General features: G+C 34.1%; 13 protein-coding genes and 1 pseudogene. 12 read left to right on the forward strand and 2 right to left on the reverse strand.

Annotated features, from left to right (window positions below; translation table 11 throughout):
• The first annotated feature begins 180 nt into the window (after nt 1–180).
• Nucleotides 181–783: a transcriptional regulator gene (locus KFZ70_RS14815; protein ID WP_139698438.1), complete on the forward strand. Its 603-nt coding sequence runs from the start codon at nt 181–183 to the stop codon at nt 781–783.
• A complete protein-coding gene (locus KFZ70_RS14820; protein WP_139698439.1) occupies nt 777–1,493 on the forward strand; it encodes a DUF3307 domain-containing protein in 717 nt (238 codons plus the stop codon). Before KFZ70_RS14815 ends, KFZ70_RS14820 begins: the two co-directional genes overlap by 7 nt.
• Before the next feature lie 3 nt (nt 1,494–1,496).
• Here KFZ70_RS14820 and ccsA read toward each other — a convergent pair whose 3' ends face one another.
• Nucleotides 1,497–4,703 (reverse strand): cytochrome c biogenesis protein, encoded by a 3,207-nt coding sequence (gene ccsA, locus KFZ70_RS14825; RefSeq protein WP_139698440.1) that lies wholly within the window; start codon nt 4,701–4,703, stop codon nt 1,497–1,499.
• 120 nt (nt 4,704–4,823) lie between these two features.
• On the reverse strand, nt 4,824–5,213 hold the full coding sequence (locus tag KFZ70_RS14830; RefSeq protein WP_139698441.1) for a group III truncated hemoglobin: 390 nt from the start codon (nt 5,211–5,213) through the stop codon (nt 4,824–4,826).
• A 41-nt stretch (nt 5,214–5,254) separates the two neighbouring features.
• On the opposite strand from KFZ70_RS14830, the gene KFZ70_RS14835 reads away from it, so the two are divergent.
• The 10 genes and pseudogenes from KFZ70_RS14835 (at nt 5,255) to KFZ70_RS14880 (ending at nt 14,733) form a co-directional block, all read left to right on the forward strand.
• Nucleotides 5,255–6,040, forward strand: coding sequence for a DUF2520 domain-containing protein (locus KFZ70_RS14835; protein WP_317128561.1), 786 nt, complete (start codon nt 5,255–5,257; stop codon nt 6,038–6,040).
• Nucleotides 6,021–6,551, forward strand: a complete 531-nt coding sequence (locus tag KFZ70_RS14840; protein WP_139698442.1) for an HAD family hydrolase — start codon at nt 6,021–6,023, stop codon at nt 6,549–6,551. Before KFZ70_RS14835 ends, KFZ70_RS14840 begins: the two co-directional genes overlap by 20 nt.
• 38 nt (nt 6,552–6,589) lie before the next feature.
• Complete coding sequence (locus KFZ70_RS14845) at nt 6,590–7,498, forward strand: geranylgeranylglycerol-phosphate geranylgeranyltransferase (protein ID WP_407515681.1); 909 nt, start codon at nt 6,590–6,592, stop codon at nt 7,496–7,498.
• Nucleotides 7,498–8,091, forward strand: coding sequence for a Maf-like protein (locus KFZ70_RS14850; RefSeq protein WP_139698444.1), 594 nt, complete (start codon nt 7,498–7,500; stop codon nt 8,089–8,091). Before KFZ70_RS14845 ends, KFZ70_RS14850 begins: the two co-directional genes overlap by 1 nt.
• A 59-nt stretch (nt 8,092–8,150) precedes the next feature.
• Nucleotides 8,151–9,068 (forward strand): septum formation inhibitor Maf, encoded by a 918-nt coding sequence (locus KFZ70_RS14855; protein ID WP_233244094.1) that lies wholly within the window; start codon nt 8,151–8,153, stop codon nt 9,066–9,068.
• Between the two features lie 47 nt (nt 9,069–9,115).
• The gene (locus tag KFZ70_RS14860; protein ID WP_139698446.1) at nt 9,116–9,667 is read left to right on the forward strand and encodes a mechanosensitive ion channel family protein; all 552 of its coding nucleotides are present in this window, start codon (nt 9,116–9,118) and stop codon (nt 9,665–9,667) included.
• A 32-nt stretch (nt 9,668–9,699) separates the two neighbouring features.
• Complete coding sequence (gene corA, locus KFZ70_RS14865; RefSeq protein ID WP_139698447.1) at nt 9,700–10,767, forward strand: magnesium/cobalt transporter CorA; 1,068 nt, start codon at nt 9,700–9,702, stop codon at nt 10,765–10,767.
• Nucleotides 10,768–10,926: 159 nt separating this feature from the next.
• Nucleotides 10,927–11,370, forward strand: a pseudogene (locus KFZ70_RS14870) (DUF4269 domain-containing protein); the annotation flags it as partial.
• Nucleotides 11,371–11,634: 264 nt separating this feature from the next.
• Nucleotides 11,635–12,120: a hypothetical protein gene (locus tag KFZ70_RS14875; RefSeq protein ID WP_139698448.1), complete on the forward strand. Its 486-nt coding sequence runs from the start codon at nt 11,635–11,637 to the stop codon at nt 12,118–12,120.
• 87 nt (nt 12,121–12,207) lie between these two features.
• Entirely contained in the window at nt 12,208–14,733 is a 2,526-nt protein-coding gene (locus tag KFZ70_RS14880; protein WP_139698449.1) for a PIG-L family deacetylase, read from the forward strand.
• The last annotated feature ends 112 nt before the right edge of the window (nt 14,734–14,845 follow it).

The following is a 14,845-nucleotide window of genomic DNA, read 5'->3' on the forward strand; positions in this document are numbered from 1 at the left end:
TAATTAGTTTCATTATTTAATAAACTTGCATTAACTACATGTTCATTATTATTTGCTCAAATATTAATTTTTTAAAATATTATTCAAATAACTAATAATTTAAAATATTAGCTTTTTTAATAATAATTTGATTTTTTACATTAAAAGTTTTACATTTGAATATAACACTGATTTTTTTGTATGACTAGCATCATAACTGGTGACATTATTAACTCTAAAGGAAGTTCTCCTGAACCATGGCTTAAGGCTTTAAAACTTGTGTTTAGTCAATATGGTGATCCTCCAAAAATCTGGGAGATTTATAGGGGTGATAGCTTTCAATTAGAAGTCTCCCCCAAACAAGCTTTAAAAACTTGCATATTAATAAAGGCAACTGTTAAACAATTTAAAACCATGGATGTGCGATTAGCCATAGGTATTGGCGAAAAAACCTATGCTGCCAATTCAATTACCGAATCGAACGGTAGTGCCTTTATTCATTCTGGAGAATGTTTTGAAAATTTAAAAAAAACGACTTTAGCTATACGTTCTCCTTTTAGTACTTTTGATACCACCATCAATATTATGCTAGACCTCGCTCAATTAACAATAAATCATTGGACCAGCACCACTGCCACACTTGTTAAAACTGCTTTAGAGCACCCTGATTTAAACCAAATAGAACTGGCAAACTTATTAAACAAAACACAAGGCAACATCAGCCAAGGTTTAAAGCGTGCGGGGTTTGATGAAGTATCAAAACTCATAACCTATTATAATACCCAAATACGTACTTTATGCTAGCTCTAGCCATTAAACTTTTCCTTGCTCACATTATTGGAGATTTTTTATTTCAGCCCCAAAGATGGGTGATTCATAAAGAAACCTACAAACACAAATCAAAGTACCTCTACTGGCATATTCTTATACACATTATAACCTTGATAGTTGTATTACAATTTAGCTTTAAATACTGGTTAGGTATTATTATTATTGGTATTTCTCATTTTTTTATTGATGCGCTAAAAGTTAATCTTCAATCAAAAATGAATAACCGATTATTGTTTGGTCTAGACCAGTTAGCACATATAGTAATCTTAGTTGTTGTAGTAAAAATTTACGAACCCTATTCCTTTAATTTCAATCAACTTTTTAATTCGAAAACCCTACTCCTACTAACCTGCATCATCTGCCTTACAAAGGTATCTTCCATCATTATGAAAACCTTAATATCTAAATGGGATTTAAAAGAATACACCAACGAAGCCTCTCTAAACAACGCCGGTGCTTATATTGGTATGCTAGAGCGCTTATTTGTATTTGCCTTTATTATAACCAACCATTGGGAGGGTGTAGGTTTTTTAATTGCGGCTAAATCTGTGTTCCGTTTTGGCGATTTATCAAAAGCAAAAGACCGAAAACTAACAGAATACATACTTATTGGTACCTTGCTCAGTTTCGGCCTTGCTATCCTTTTTAGTTTAGGATACAACTATTTAGTGAGGTATATTTAAGTCTTATTTTTTATAAAACTTAGCATATCCACGGTAGGCAAAAAACCCTACAACCGCTAAAATAGCACAGGCTATACCAATAAACTTAACACTTACTATTTGATCGCCACTAGCATAACTGTGTAATCCTGCCAAGTAAAAATTCACCCCAAAATAGGTCATTAAAATACTACCATAAGCCACAATAGACATTAAATTGAAGAACCATCGGCTTCTTAAACCTGGTACTAATCGCATATGGATAACAAAAGCATAAACCATAATACTAATAAGTGCCCATGTTTCTTTAGGATCCCAACCCCAATAACGTCCCCAACTTTCATTGGCCCACATACCGCCTAAAAAGTTTCCAATGGTTAGCATGACTAAACCAACGGTTAAAGACATTTCATTGATTATGGTTAACTCTTTAATATTCAAATCCATTTTAATTTTATTGGATTTGTTAGTAAAAATCATCAAAAATAACGATACAATACCCAAAATCATACCGAGGGTAAACGGCCCATAACTGGCTACAATAACCGCCACATGAATCATCAGCCAATAACTATTTAAAACAGGTTGTAAATTGGCAATAGCAGGGTCCATCCAATTCCAATGGGCAACCATTAAAATCATAGCCGTAACAAAAGCCGTTGAGGCTAAAGTTAAGTTACTTTTTCTTCCAAAGGCCAAACCAAAAAACATAGTAGCCCAAGCCACATAAATCATGGACTCATAAGCATCACTCCATGGGGCATGCCCTGAGATATACCAGCGTACAATTAAGCCTGCAGTGTGCAACAAAAATAACCCAGCTATTATCCACTTAAACACATTTACAGATATATCAAGGGTTTTATTTTTATCCCTAAATATTTGAACAACAAGTAAAACAAACATAATGCTACCCGCATACAAATACCAACTGAATAATTTTTTAAAAATATCATATTTGTTATACAAAATCTCAGTTTTCACCTTATCGTCACTAATCATCACCTCACTACCATAGCGTTGTTGAGTCTTTTTAAAGGCTTCTAAAAGTTTTTCAGCTTCACTAAAATCACCTGTTTTTTTCGCTTGATTTAAGGTGTATAAATAGGCATTAAACCCATTTTTAACAAAATTAGCATACAAAGAATCTTTTATTATGGCTATATTTTGTCTGTAATCTTGAATAGAAATCCACTTATTATTGGAATCTTCAGGAATTGGAAATATTCGCAATGAAGAGCCCTCAATAGCATTAAACAACAAGCTCACACGTTGATCTGTTTCTTTATACTCCTTTTGAAAACCATTGGGCACTTGAGCCTTATAAGCTTCATCTAAAAAAGGACCTAATTTATACTGACCTTTTTCATTAAAAAAGTCTGTAAATGCTACATATTTTTGTGTTTTAGGCACCCCGATTAAACTTCTTATAGAATCGCCTTTTTTAGGTTTTAAGTAGATAACAGGAAGGCTTTGCCATAGCATAGGGTTTTCATGAATGGATAGAAAAACCTGATTCGCATCAAACTCCAAATACGTATCTTTTTTACTTAGCTTCCGAAGCATTTCAGAAGCATAGGTATTTACAGGCATCATTCTACCGCTTAAATCCTGAATGACTAAATGACCAAACTTATCGGCATGTTCCTTAGGTGTAATATTGGCCTTTAAAACAGAATCAAGCTGTTCTACCGAAGGTCTTTCAAAATGATTGTGTCCATCATTTTCACCGTGGTCTGCATGGTTATGCTCTTGTGCTATAGCAGACAAACCAAAACACAATACTATTACAGAAATTAACTTAGCTTTTTTAGCTTTTACATTTTCTAAATGCCTCTTTAAATCACCAAATCTAGATCCTTTAACAAATAGTATAGCCATTAAACCAAAATACAGCAAAAGATAACCTATATAAGTAATTAAAGTGCCCCAATAATCATGATTTACTGACAAGACGGTACCTTTTTCATCCGGATCAAAACTCGACTGAAAAAAGCGATAGCCATCATGATCTAGAATATTATTCATGTAAATTTTATAATCGAAATCTCCAGTTCTATCATCAATCACGGTAACCTCACTAGAATAGGCCGAAAATCCACGTTCTGTACCTGGGTAGCGCTCAGCTTCAAAATCATTCAGTTTGATAGAAAAAGGAAGTTCTAATACTTTTGAACCATACTTAAAGGCAAAATCTAAACCCCCAACATGGATTTGCTTAAACATACCGCTACTTCCCTGATTTCCCAGTAGACTCACACTTTTAGTTTCTCCTCCCGTAGTAATGTTTAATTTCACACCATCTTGATTACTGCTTTTAAGCATACCCGAAGGCTTAACGATATCAAAAACCCCTTTTACTACTGGGTTTGGCATCACTAATTGCATATTACCAATTACATACCGTGACCTTAAATGCAACGGCTGTAAGCTATCCTTATAGAGTTTTCCTTGTGCTCTGGTTGCCATAGTCATATACTCTCCCTCAAAAGGTGAATTTATCTTTAATTCTCCCTTATCATAAGTAATATTAATAGCTCCGTCTGTAGGCTTGTTTAGGGTGAATAAAATATTATGAATATTCTGTATTTGCCCCACTTTTAAAAAATGTGAATGCGGACCACTGCCACCTGCTTCCACAATTTTTAGGTATTCCTCTCCATTTTCATCTGGAACAATGTCTTCTTCTGCTCCTACAATAAATTTTTCTAATTCAATCGTTACAGCTTGCTGATCGTATTTTGTTTCAACTTTAAATTCATTCTCCAAGCGCCCAGAAAAGTCCACCTCTCGCTCAATAGGCAAGCGTTGTGGCACACCATTTATTTTATAATCGCCATCAATAAGTGCGGTGATATATGTTTTTTGTGATAAAAAGGTATTTTCTGTAGCACCTTCACGAATGGCCATCATCCCCTCAAAACTTGCATATCTGGTAATAAAAGCACCTAATAAAATAAAAATGAAAGCCACATGTAAAACAAGGGTAGCCCATTTTTCTTTACTAAATAATCTGTAACGGTAAATATTGCCTAAGAAATTTATTAAAAAAAATGCCATAATGGCTTCAAACCACCAGGCATTATAAATAAGATTTCTAGTGTAAGGTGTTGGTGAGGTGTCCTGTCCTGCATCTAAAAAAGTACCTATAGCCATAGCGGCAGCAAAAGCAATAAATAAGACGGCAGTTAGACGCGTAGAAAAAAGAATGTTAGCGATTTTTTTTTGCATAATTACAACCCATTGTTTGAGGTCGTGCAAATTTAAGGATTTAAGTTTATTGGCAAATGTTAAAGTAGTGAAAAAAGCCAGCATTGAAAAGCTATGCTATTACGGCTAGAATACTAAGCATCATTGCTGTCTTGCTTCAAAAATCTTCATATATAAGAAGGTACCCATTTTACGCGCACGATGCTTTGCGTTTTCAGCATAATCACCTTCAAAAAGTTCATTAATGGTTTCAAACCACAAGTTTAACCATAAACCAAAATGCCTTTCTGTAATACAATGATTGTTCTCTCGATCTACCTTAACATGAGCTTCAAGAGGATTTCCTAAATAGCGTGTTTTTAAAAACAAACTCGATTCCCAAAAGTCGGTAAGGTTTTCAATATGAGCAGGCCAATCCTGAATGAGATTATTAAAAAAAGGGCCTAATTCTTTATCTTCTCTTATCTTATCATAAAATGAAGACACTAACAAATAAACATCAGCTCTGGTTTTTAAATCTTTTTTCTCCATACCAACAAAGATAAAATAATAGGTTTTTAAATAGGCTATTTATGACTATTTTAGCGGTTATGATTTCAGTAGTAATATTGGGCGCAGGCAATGTAGCCACGCATTTTTTTAAAGCTTTACGCAAAAGCGAAGAAGCCTCTGTCATTCAATGGTATAACAGAAGTTTAGACACTATTAAACATTTTGAAAACACGGTTGCTATTACTAATGACCTAGCACAACTTAAACAGGCCGATGTTTACATATTAGCCGTAAGTGATGATGTTGTGGCAAAACTCTCCTCACAATTACCTTTTAATGATAGGTTGGTGGTACATACCTCGGGCTGTGTTAATGTTTCAGATTTAGATAAAAAACACAAACGTGGCGTTTTATACCCATTACAAAGTTTAAGTAAAGACGCAGCAATAGATTTTTCTAACGTCCCTATTTGTATTGAAACCCTTGATAAAAAAAGTTATCCGTTACTAAAAAAATTAGCGGCAAGTATGGGAAGCCCTACTAAACGTGTAAACAGTCCGCAACGCCGCGTTTTACATTTGGCTGCCGTTTTTGTAAATAATTTTACCAACCAATTATACCGTATTGGTCATGAAATTACAGAAAGTGAAGGCGCAGAATTTGACTTGCTAAAACCGCTTATCTTAGAAACAGCAAACAAAATTCAGACCATGTCGCCATACATGGCGCAAACAGGTCCTGCCCTGCGCAATGACAAAAAAACAATTAATGTACATTTAAAATTATTGAACAACCCACAGCATAAAGACATTTATAATTTGCTAACAGATGCAATTCAACAAACCCATGGAAGAAAAAAGTTATAAAGAATATTTAGAACACATTACCACCTTTATTTTTGATGTAGATGGGGTGTTAACCGACGGCTCTGTAACCGTAACAACTTCGGGTGAGATGCTACGAACCATGAATATAAAGGATGGGTATGCTTTAAAAACAGCGGTTGACAAAGGATTTAATGTTTGTATTATTTCAGGAGGTTCTAATGAAGGCGTGAGAAAACGTTTGCAAGGTCTTGGAATTTCTGATATTTACCTAGGGGCTCATAATAAAATAGAGCAATTGGATGATTATTTTACTAAAAAAGACATTAAATCGGAAAATGTACTTTATATGGGTGATGACATCCCTGATTACCCTGTTATGAAAGGCATTGGTTTACCTTGTTGCCCACAGGATGCTGTACCTGAGATAAAAACTATATCAAAATATATTTCACATAAAAAAGGCGGTAAAGGTGCCGTGCGCGATGTTATAGAACAAGTACTAAAAGTTCAAAATAAATGGAGCGGTAATTTTGGGGCTAAATACGATTAATCATACCCCTTAGAGGATTAAATATTATGGTTTTAAACGTGCTCAACCTTATCCGTTGGAAAAACCTTTTAATGATTGCTTTTGTGCAATTATTAATTAAGTATGCGTTTTTAGAACCTTTTGGTGTTGCTACCGCTTTAAATTGTTTAGGTATTAGTATCTTGATTTTAGCCACAATATGCATTGCCGCAGCGGGGAATATTATCAATGACATCTATGACATAGAGACTGATTTGGTCAATAAACCGCATCGTGTAATTATTGGTAAATCTATTTCAGAGAAATGTGCTTTTAATTTGTTTTTCAGCTTAAATATTATTGGCGTTGGCTTAGGCTTTTACCTTTCTCATTTGGTAGAAAAGCCAGCGTTTTTTACCATATTTGTTTTAATCTCTGCGCTACTATTCCTCTATGCTAGCTATTTAAAACGAACTTTTTTTATAGGTAATCTTATCATTTCTATTCTAGTTGGGTTAAGTCTTCTTATTGTGGGCGTTTTTGAATTAGTACCCTCAATGACCCATATAAACCATACAACTCAAATGGTGTTTTTCAAGACTATTTTTGATTATGCTCTTTTTGCTTTCCTAATTAATGTATTACGCGAAATATCAAAAGATATTGAAGATATTGATGGTGATTACAAAACAGGAATGCATACACTTCCTATTATTTTAGGGAGAGATCGTACCAAGCATATGTTATGCGTATTGAACATTATTCCTCTGGCTCTTATTACCCGTTATGTGATTATTAATTTATATAACCAGTATTGGGTAGTTACTTATTTTTTGGTGTGTATTATTGGCCCTCTCATTTACACATCCATAAAAACCTTTAGTGCCAAAACAAAAAAAGACTTTAAGCATATTAGCAATATGTATAAATTGGTGATGCTTTTTGGTATGCTTTCTTTACTTTTATACAAGTATGTAATACTTTCATAATGCTAAAAGACACGCTAAAACACCACCATATTATTTTGGCTTCAGGTTCGCCAAGAAGGCAAGCATTTTTCAGGCATTTAGGTTTAGATTTTGAAATAAGGTTAAAGCCTGTTAAGGAGGAATACCCAACGCGATTAACACATTTTGAAATCAGCAATTACCTAGCTCAGTTAAAAGCCTTACCTTTTAAAAATGAACTCAAACCCAATGACATTCTTATTACGAGTGACACTATTGTTTGGCATCAAGATAAGGCCTTAGGAAAACCAGCCAACGAAGCTGAAGCTTTTCACATGCTAAAATCATTAAGTAATGCTACTCATGAAGTCATTTCTTCAGTTTGTTTTACAACCAACAACTTTGAAAAAACGTTACACAGTATTACCAAAGTAACCTTTAAACCGCTTACCGATGAAGAAATAGCCTACTACATTCAAAAAGACAAACCTTTTGATAAAGCTGGTGCTTACGGCATTCAAGATTGGATTGGACAAATAGCGGTTACAAAAATTGAAGGCTCTTATTTCAACGTTATGGGGCTACCTACACACCTTGTTTATAAAACGTTAAATGCTATTGCAGAAACCATTTAGCTTTGTAATTTTAAGGTATGTATTTACCAAATAAACTTACAAAACATGCAAAAACGAGCATGCTATCAAAAATTATTTTAAGTTGTATATGCTTTATAGTTTCATGTAAAAATAATACAGAGACATCAAGCTTAGTCAAAAATACAGCGGCGCATGCTCAGAAAAAAACCATTACCCCAACCTTATCTAAATCATTCAAGGCCTATTGGTATACTGGTGAAGCCGAAATTTCGTCCTATCAATTAGAACAAGCACGCTATGGCGAACTAAGAACAGGAAAAGCCGTATTAATTTATGTAACCGAAGATTTTTTACCAGATGCTCTGGTTAAAGCTGAGCACCCAAATCCAAACAACATTCCCGTTTTAAAATTAAATGCAACTAAAACATTTAATACTGGTATTTATCCGTATAGCATCATGCAAAGTACGTTTTATCCTGTGGCTAATAATGGTCACGCCTTAAAAGTATCTAGTTCGGTTCAAGAGTGGTGCGGGCATGCCTACACTCAATTAAATAACCATGATGCCTTTGAAATCATGTCGCATTCTTATTTTCAAGGTGAAGCCGATAAAACGTTTACCCTTAAAAAAGCGGTTTTAGAAAACGAATTATGGGTGCAATTAAGAGTAAATCCAAGTACTTTACCTGTTGGTAATATAAACATTATTCCTGCCTTTGCTTATACAAGACTCAAACACATCCCTATAAAAGCATTTAAAGCAAACGCCTCACTAAAAACTGGAACTTATACCATCACTTACCCCGAACTACAAAGAACATTAAGCATTAATTTCAATCCTGAATTCCCTTATGATATTTTAGGTTGGAAAGAAACGTTTAACAGTGGTTTTGGAACTACGTCCAAGGTTTTAACCACAAAAGCCACTAAGCTAAAATCTATAAAATCACCATATTGGAAAAAGAACAGAAATCAAGATAAAATTTTAAGAGAAACCTTAATGCTAAACGAATAAACTATTAGTTTTGAATGTATCTTTGTACCTGATTTAATTCACAATATATGACATCAGATTTTTTTACCTCTTATAAAGACCAACTTATAATATCAGGAATTGTTCTACTATCGTTACTTATTATTCGATACATCGTCAACTTTACCATTACAAAAGTGGCAAAGAAAAATGGAATTAATGAAGCTAGAATCCGATTGATATGTAGATATGTTACCGTTACTTTATTCCTATTGGCTATGCTCATTGAGGCATTTATTTTTGGTACTGATGCCAAAGAATTGGCCGTGGTTTTTTCCTCAGTTTTTGCGGTACTTGGCATTGCATTGTTCGCCATCTGGTCTATTTTAAGTAATGTAACATCAGGCATCATAATGTTTTTCTCTTTTCCTTATAAAGTGGGAGATAAAATAAACATTATGGACAAAGAGTTTCCTATTGAAGCGATTATTGAAGATATTAGAGCCTTTCAGTTGCATTTAAGATTAGATAATGGCGATTTAATTACCTACCCCAATAATTTAATGCTTCAAAAAGCGGTAAAACTGGTTGAAAAAGATGCCATAGACGAGATTCATGAAGATGATGGTGAAGCTGTATAAATTTCCATATCTTTAGGATATAATTATTCTTAATGCCAAGAAAAAGACTTTACCGTTCAAAGAAAAAACTAGGACAAGTTCCAGGCAGTGTCATCTACACAGGGGAACGATCAAAAGACAAACTCTTTATTGAAACGTTCGATTATAATAAAGATTATGTTTTTGAAAAAGAACTCCCAACCGTTGAAGACACCTTTAAATTTAAATTTACCGACAGCGTTACCTGGATAAATTTGAACGGACTCAATCATGTGGCCTCAATTGAAAAACTAGGGACACATTTTGGTCTACACCCTTTAGTACTTGAAGATATTGTAAATATAGCACAGCGTCCTAAAATTGATGAATATGAAGGCTACATTTTTGTGGTTTTAAAAATGTTGTATTATGACACCAAGCAAAACATTGTTTCAGAGCAAGTAAGTTTTATTTTAGGCAGTAACTATGTATTTTCATTTCAGGAATCTGAAGGAGATGTTTTTGATACCATAAGAGAACGCATTCGTTTAGCCAAAGGCAGAATTAGAACCATGCAGGCCGATTATTTATTGTATGCCCTTATGGATGCGATTGTAGATCATTACTTTAGTATAGTAGAAGTTTTAGGAGACAAGATTGAAGATTTTGAAACCGCCGTATTTGAAGGTCAAACAAAAGATGACGCGAGTAAAAACATTCAAGACTTAAAACGCGAAGTATTGCGACTACGTCGGGCTATTTTTCCACTGAAAGAAGTTTTGAATCGCATTGATAGAAACGAAAACAACCTCATACAGAAGAAAACAATTACGTATTTTAGTGATATTGCAGATCATCTTACCCAAGTAACTGAAAACATAGAAATTTACCGTGAAATGACCTGGAGTTTAATGGATATGTACATGACTACCATTAGTAATAAAATGAATGAGGTCATGAAAGTACTTACCATTATGGCTTCTATATTTATACCTCTTACCTTTATTGCAGGTATTTACGGTATGAATTTTGAAAACATCCCTGAACTACATTATAAAAACGCTTATTTTATTGTTTGGGGTATCATGATTCTTATTGTATTAGGGATGCTTTATTACTTTAAAAAGAAAAAGTGGTTGTAATTTTTAATGAGCTTAAAAGGGTAACGTATTAATCTCGTTAAATAAATTTTAGCGCTTTATACCATGAGTGCATCATTGAATATTGATTTTACAAATATTACATATCTAAAAAATGGAAATAAGCGCCAACAATAAGCCTATTCTTGCCTAAGAGAACTCGGCATTTTTGAAACTCTAGCAGAATACCATCCTATTTTAACAGGCACCATCCCTATTGGTATTGACTTATCCGAAAGTGATTTAGATATTATTTGTGAATGTTCTAACCATTTCAAATTTGCTAAAACACTAACTACCTTATATTCAGATAAGATTGATTTTAACATTAAAACTAAACCCCAGAATAATGTGCTATCAACTATTGCAACATTTTACAGTAGCGATTTTAAAATTGAGGTGTTCGGACAAAATTGCTCAACTACACATCAAAATGCTTACAAGCATATGATTGTTGAGCATAAAATTTTAAAAGCGTATGGTAAAAAATTTAAAGAAGAAGTTATCCGACTTAAGCGGGAAGGGATAAAAACGGAACCCGCATTTGCAACATTACTTGGCTTAAAAGGAAATCCTTATGAAGCATTATTACACATTGACATTTAAAAAAACAGAAAATGTATTGGCAATATGTTTTCCTGAATGACAGATCTAATCTTGAGAGTAAAAAGAATATCATCAAGAAAAACTTGCAAATAAGCCGACGCATTAGGCTCTTGATAATAGTTAAAAAAAAGTTTTTAGTTATTACATAAATTATTGACCTTCCAACCAACCTTCAAAATACGTGCTGTCAATTTGGCATTTTTTTCCAATGGTATATTTTTTGAAAAATTAATACTATCGTATAACTTTTAAAATATATAACCGATGAAAACATTGAAATATATGCCTTTGTTTTGTTTGTTGTTATTTTTTAACTGTTCTGGACAAAACAAAGACTCTAAAGCCAAAAATGGTAATTCTCCAGATGAAAATATTTCTGTAAACAAAGAATATGATGAACACGGAAACCTCATCAAGTATGATTCCATTTATTCATACAGCTATTCTTCAAATGGAAAAACACCTGATAGTTTAAAACTAAAATTCCAGAAGCATTTCAACAGCCACTCTTTTTTTAATGATGCCTTCTTTGATGATTTCTTTCAAAAAGATTCCATTTCAAACCATTTTGATTATGAAAATTTCTTTTATGATGGTTTTATGAATCAAGATGAACACATAAAAAACATGATGCGTCGCATGGACTCTATTCAGCAACTCTTCTTCAACCAACAACAAAAACCAATCATTCCTGCCGAGCCAGAAAAAAGTCGTTCAAACACTAAAAACATGGCACTCAAACAAATATAAACCGCCCCTTGTAACCGTTAAATAAAAATTAAAACCAGCTGTTCTGCTGGTTTCTTTTTTATATTTGATTTTAGCTAACAAAACATTATGAACAAAACACTACTTTCCTTAACCATAGCTATATTTAGCTTATGTTATGGTATAGCTCAAAAACCCACTACCCCATCATCAGTTCAAATTTATGAATCCATTCAAAAATTAAATTTTTTGGGTTCTGTTCTTTACGTAGCCGCGCACCCCGACGATGAAAACACGCGCTTAATTTCTTATATGTCTAATCATGTAAAGGCAAGAACAGCCTATTTATCATTAACTCGTGGTGATGGTGGCCAAAATTTAATTGGTCCTGAAATCAGAGAATTACTTGGTGTTATAAGAACTCAAGAACTTTTGGCTGCCCGAAGAGTTGATGGTGGCGAGCAACTATTCACAAGAGCTAATGATTTTGGATATTCAAAACACCCTGAGGAAACCTTAAATATTTGGAATAAAAATGAGGTATTGGGTGATGTTGTTTTGGCCATCAGGAAATTTAAACCTGACGTGATTATTAACAGGTTTGATCATAGAACACCTGGAACTACTCATGGACATCATACTACTTCGGCTATGTTAAGCATGGAGGCTTTTGATTTAGCAAACGATAATTCGGCTTATACTGACCAGTTAAACCAAACTAGCTTATGGCAACCCAAGCGTATATTTTACAACACCAGTTGGTGGCGCTATGGAAGTGTAGAAGCCTTTGAAAAAATTGATAAAAGTCAAATGCTACATTTTAATATTGGAACCTACTACCCTTTAAAGGGGTTATCAAACAATGAGTTGGCGGCTTTGGCTAGTAGTCAACATTTATGTCAAGGCTTTGGCCGCTTGTCCCAACGTGGTTCGGAAAGAGAATACATTGAGTTTTTAAAGGGTAAACCTATTCAAAATAAAGCGGATATTTTTGATGGCATTGATACCTCATGGAATCGTATAAAAGGCGGACAAAACATAGGCACTATTTTAGAACAAGTTGAAAAGAATTTCAATTTCACAGATCCATCTACCCATATTCCAGAATTACTCAATGCCTACCAATTACTCCAAAATATTGATGATGAACACTGGAAAACTCAGAAATCTAAGGAGCTTAAAACGATTATAGCCATGTGTGCAGGCTTGTATTTAGAGGCTTCAGCAGAGAACAATTGGGCTTCACCAAATGAGCAAGTAAAGGTAACACTAGAAGCCTTAAACCGTAGCAATGTTACAATCACCTTAGTTAGTATTAATAGCGCCAATGGTTTAAATATTTCTAAAAACATGGCGCTAAAAAATAACATCAAACACACCTTTGAAACGTCTTTAAAAGTAAAGGCTCATCAAAAGCCAACCTCTCCCTATTGGTTGAATGAAAAAGGATCTTTAGGTATGTACACCGTAAATAATCCTGAGCTTATTGGGCAACCTGAAACCCCCAGAGCATACAGCATAGCATTTAATTTAACCATTAATGAGGTGCCGCTTACTATTTCAAAAGCCATAGTTCACCGTTTTTCAAAACCAGATAAAGGAGAGTTATACCGCCCCTTTGAAATCATTCCAGAGGCTTCGGCCAAAATCAATGAAAAGGTTATCATTTTCAATTCAGACAAAAGCCATGATATAAATATGATAATAAAGGCTGGTAAAGACCATTTGAAAGGTACTGTTGAATTATGTCTTCCAAACCACTGGAACGTTTTTCCAAAACATCAAAAGGTTGATATCACACATAAAGGCGAAGAACAAACCTTTACTTTCAATGTTACACCACCTAAAGATGAAAGCGAAGGTTATATAAGTCCGTTAGTACGTATTGAAGGAAAAACATTTACCAAGGAACTTATTGAAATTGATTACGACCATATTCCTTTTCAAACGGTATTGCTACCAAGCGAAAGTAAAGTGGTGCGTTTAAACATAAAGAAAAGCGGCGAAAACATTGCCTATATTCAAGGTGCAGGCGATGTAGTCCCTGAAAGTTTAGAGCAAATTGGTTATCATGTTAGGGTGATATCTCCTGAAGACATTTCGCCAGAAACCCTAAGCAAATTTGATGCTATTGTTATTGGTGTTAGAGCTTATAATGTTATTGAGGATCTTGAATACAAACACGATGACTTATTTAATTTTGTGGCACATGGCGGAAATATGATTGTGCAATACAATACAAGCTACAGGTTAAAAACAGAAGCATTAGCCCCGTATCACTTACACCTTTCTAGAGATCGGGTAACCGACGAAAAGGCCGAGGTTAGATTTTTAACCCCAAACCATCCTGTTTTGAATTACCCCAATAAAATCACAAAACAAGATTTTGATGGATGGACTCAAGAACGCGGTTTGTATTTTCCTGATTCCTGGGCTAAAGAATTTACGCCTATTCTATCCATGAATGATAAAAACGAAACGCCTAAAGAAGGTAGTTTATTGGTAGCCAAATATGGAGAAGGCCATTACATATATACTGGTTTAAGTTTTTTTAGAGAGTTTCCTGCAGGTGTTTCAGGCGCTTATCGCTTATTCGCTAATATGCTCTCTCTTGGTAAAGACAAGATGCTTCAAGACAAACAATTTAATGACTAAGCCTATGTCTGAGCAGCAACCACCTAAACAAACCTGGCTTAAGTTGTATTCCATAGTCTTGATAGCGAATGCCATATATTTTATCATCTTTTACATAATCACCAAATCATTT

Origin of the sequence: Allotamlana fucoidanivorans, from assembly GCF_045788535.1 — a bacterium.
Taxonomy (GTDB): domain Bacteria; phylum Bacteroidota; class Bacteroidia; order Flavobacteriales; family Flavobacteriaceae; genus Allotamlana; species Allotamlana fucoidanivorans.

Bases quoted from the DNA above. Each gene is read 5' to 3' on its own strand.
- KFZ70_RS14815 (WP_139698438.1), top strand. From the start codon at position 181: ATGACTAGCATCATAACTGGTGACATTATTAACTCTAAAGGAAGTTCT.
- KFZ70_RS14820 (WP_139698439.1), top strand. From the start codon at position 777: ATGCTAGCTCTAGCCATTAAACTTTTCCTTGCTCACATTATTGGAGAT.
- ccsA (WP_139698440.1), bottom strand. From the start codon at position 4,703: ATGCAAAAAAAAATCGCTAACATTCTTTTTTCTACGCGTCTAACTGCC.
- KFZ70_RS14830 (WP_139698441.1), bottom strand. From the start codon at position 5,213: ATGGAGAAAAAAGATTTAAAAACCAGAGCTGATGTTTATTTGTTAGTG.
- KFZ70_RS14835 (WP_317128561.1), top strand. From the start codon at position 5,255: ATGACTATTTTAGCGGTTATGATTTCAGTAGTAATATTGGGCGCAGGC.
- KFZ70_RS14840 (WP_139698442.1), top strand. From the start codon at position 6,021: ATGGAAGAAAAAAGTTATAAAGAATATTTAGAACACATTACCACCTTT.
- KFZ70_RS14850 (WP_139698444.1), top strand. From the start codon at position 7,498: ATGCTAAAAGACACGCTAAAACACCACCATATTATTTTGGCTTCAGGT.
- KFZ70_RS14855 (WP_233244094.1), top strand. From the start codon at position 8,151: ATGCTATCAAAAATTATTTTAAGTTGTATATGCTTTATAGTTTCATGT.
- KFZ70_RS14860 (WP_139698446.1), top strand. From the start codon at position 9,116: ATGACATCAGATTTTTTTACCTCTTATAAAGACCAACTTATAATATCA.
- corA (WP_139698447.1), top strand. From the start codon at position 9,700: ATGCCAAGAAAAAGACTTTACCGTTCAAAGAAAAAACTAGGACAAGTT.
- KFZ70_RS14875 (WP_139698448.1), top strand. From the start codon at position 11,635: ATGAAAACATTGAAATATATGCCTTTGTTTTGTTTGTTGTTATTTTTT.
- KFZ70_RS14880 (WP_139698449.1), top strand. From the start codon at position 12,208: ATGAACAAAACACTACTTTCCTTAACCATAGCTATATTTAGCTTATGT.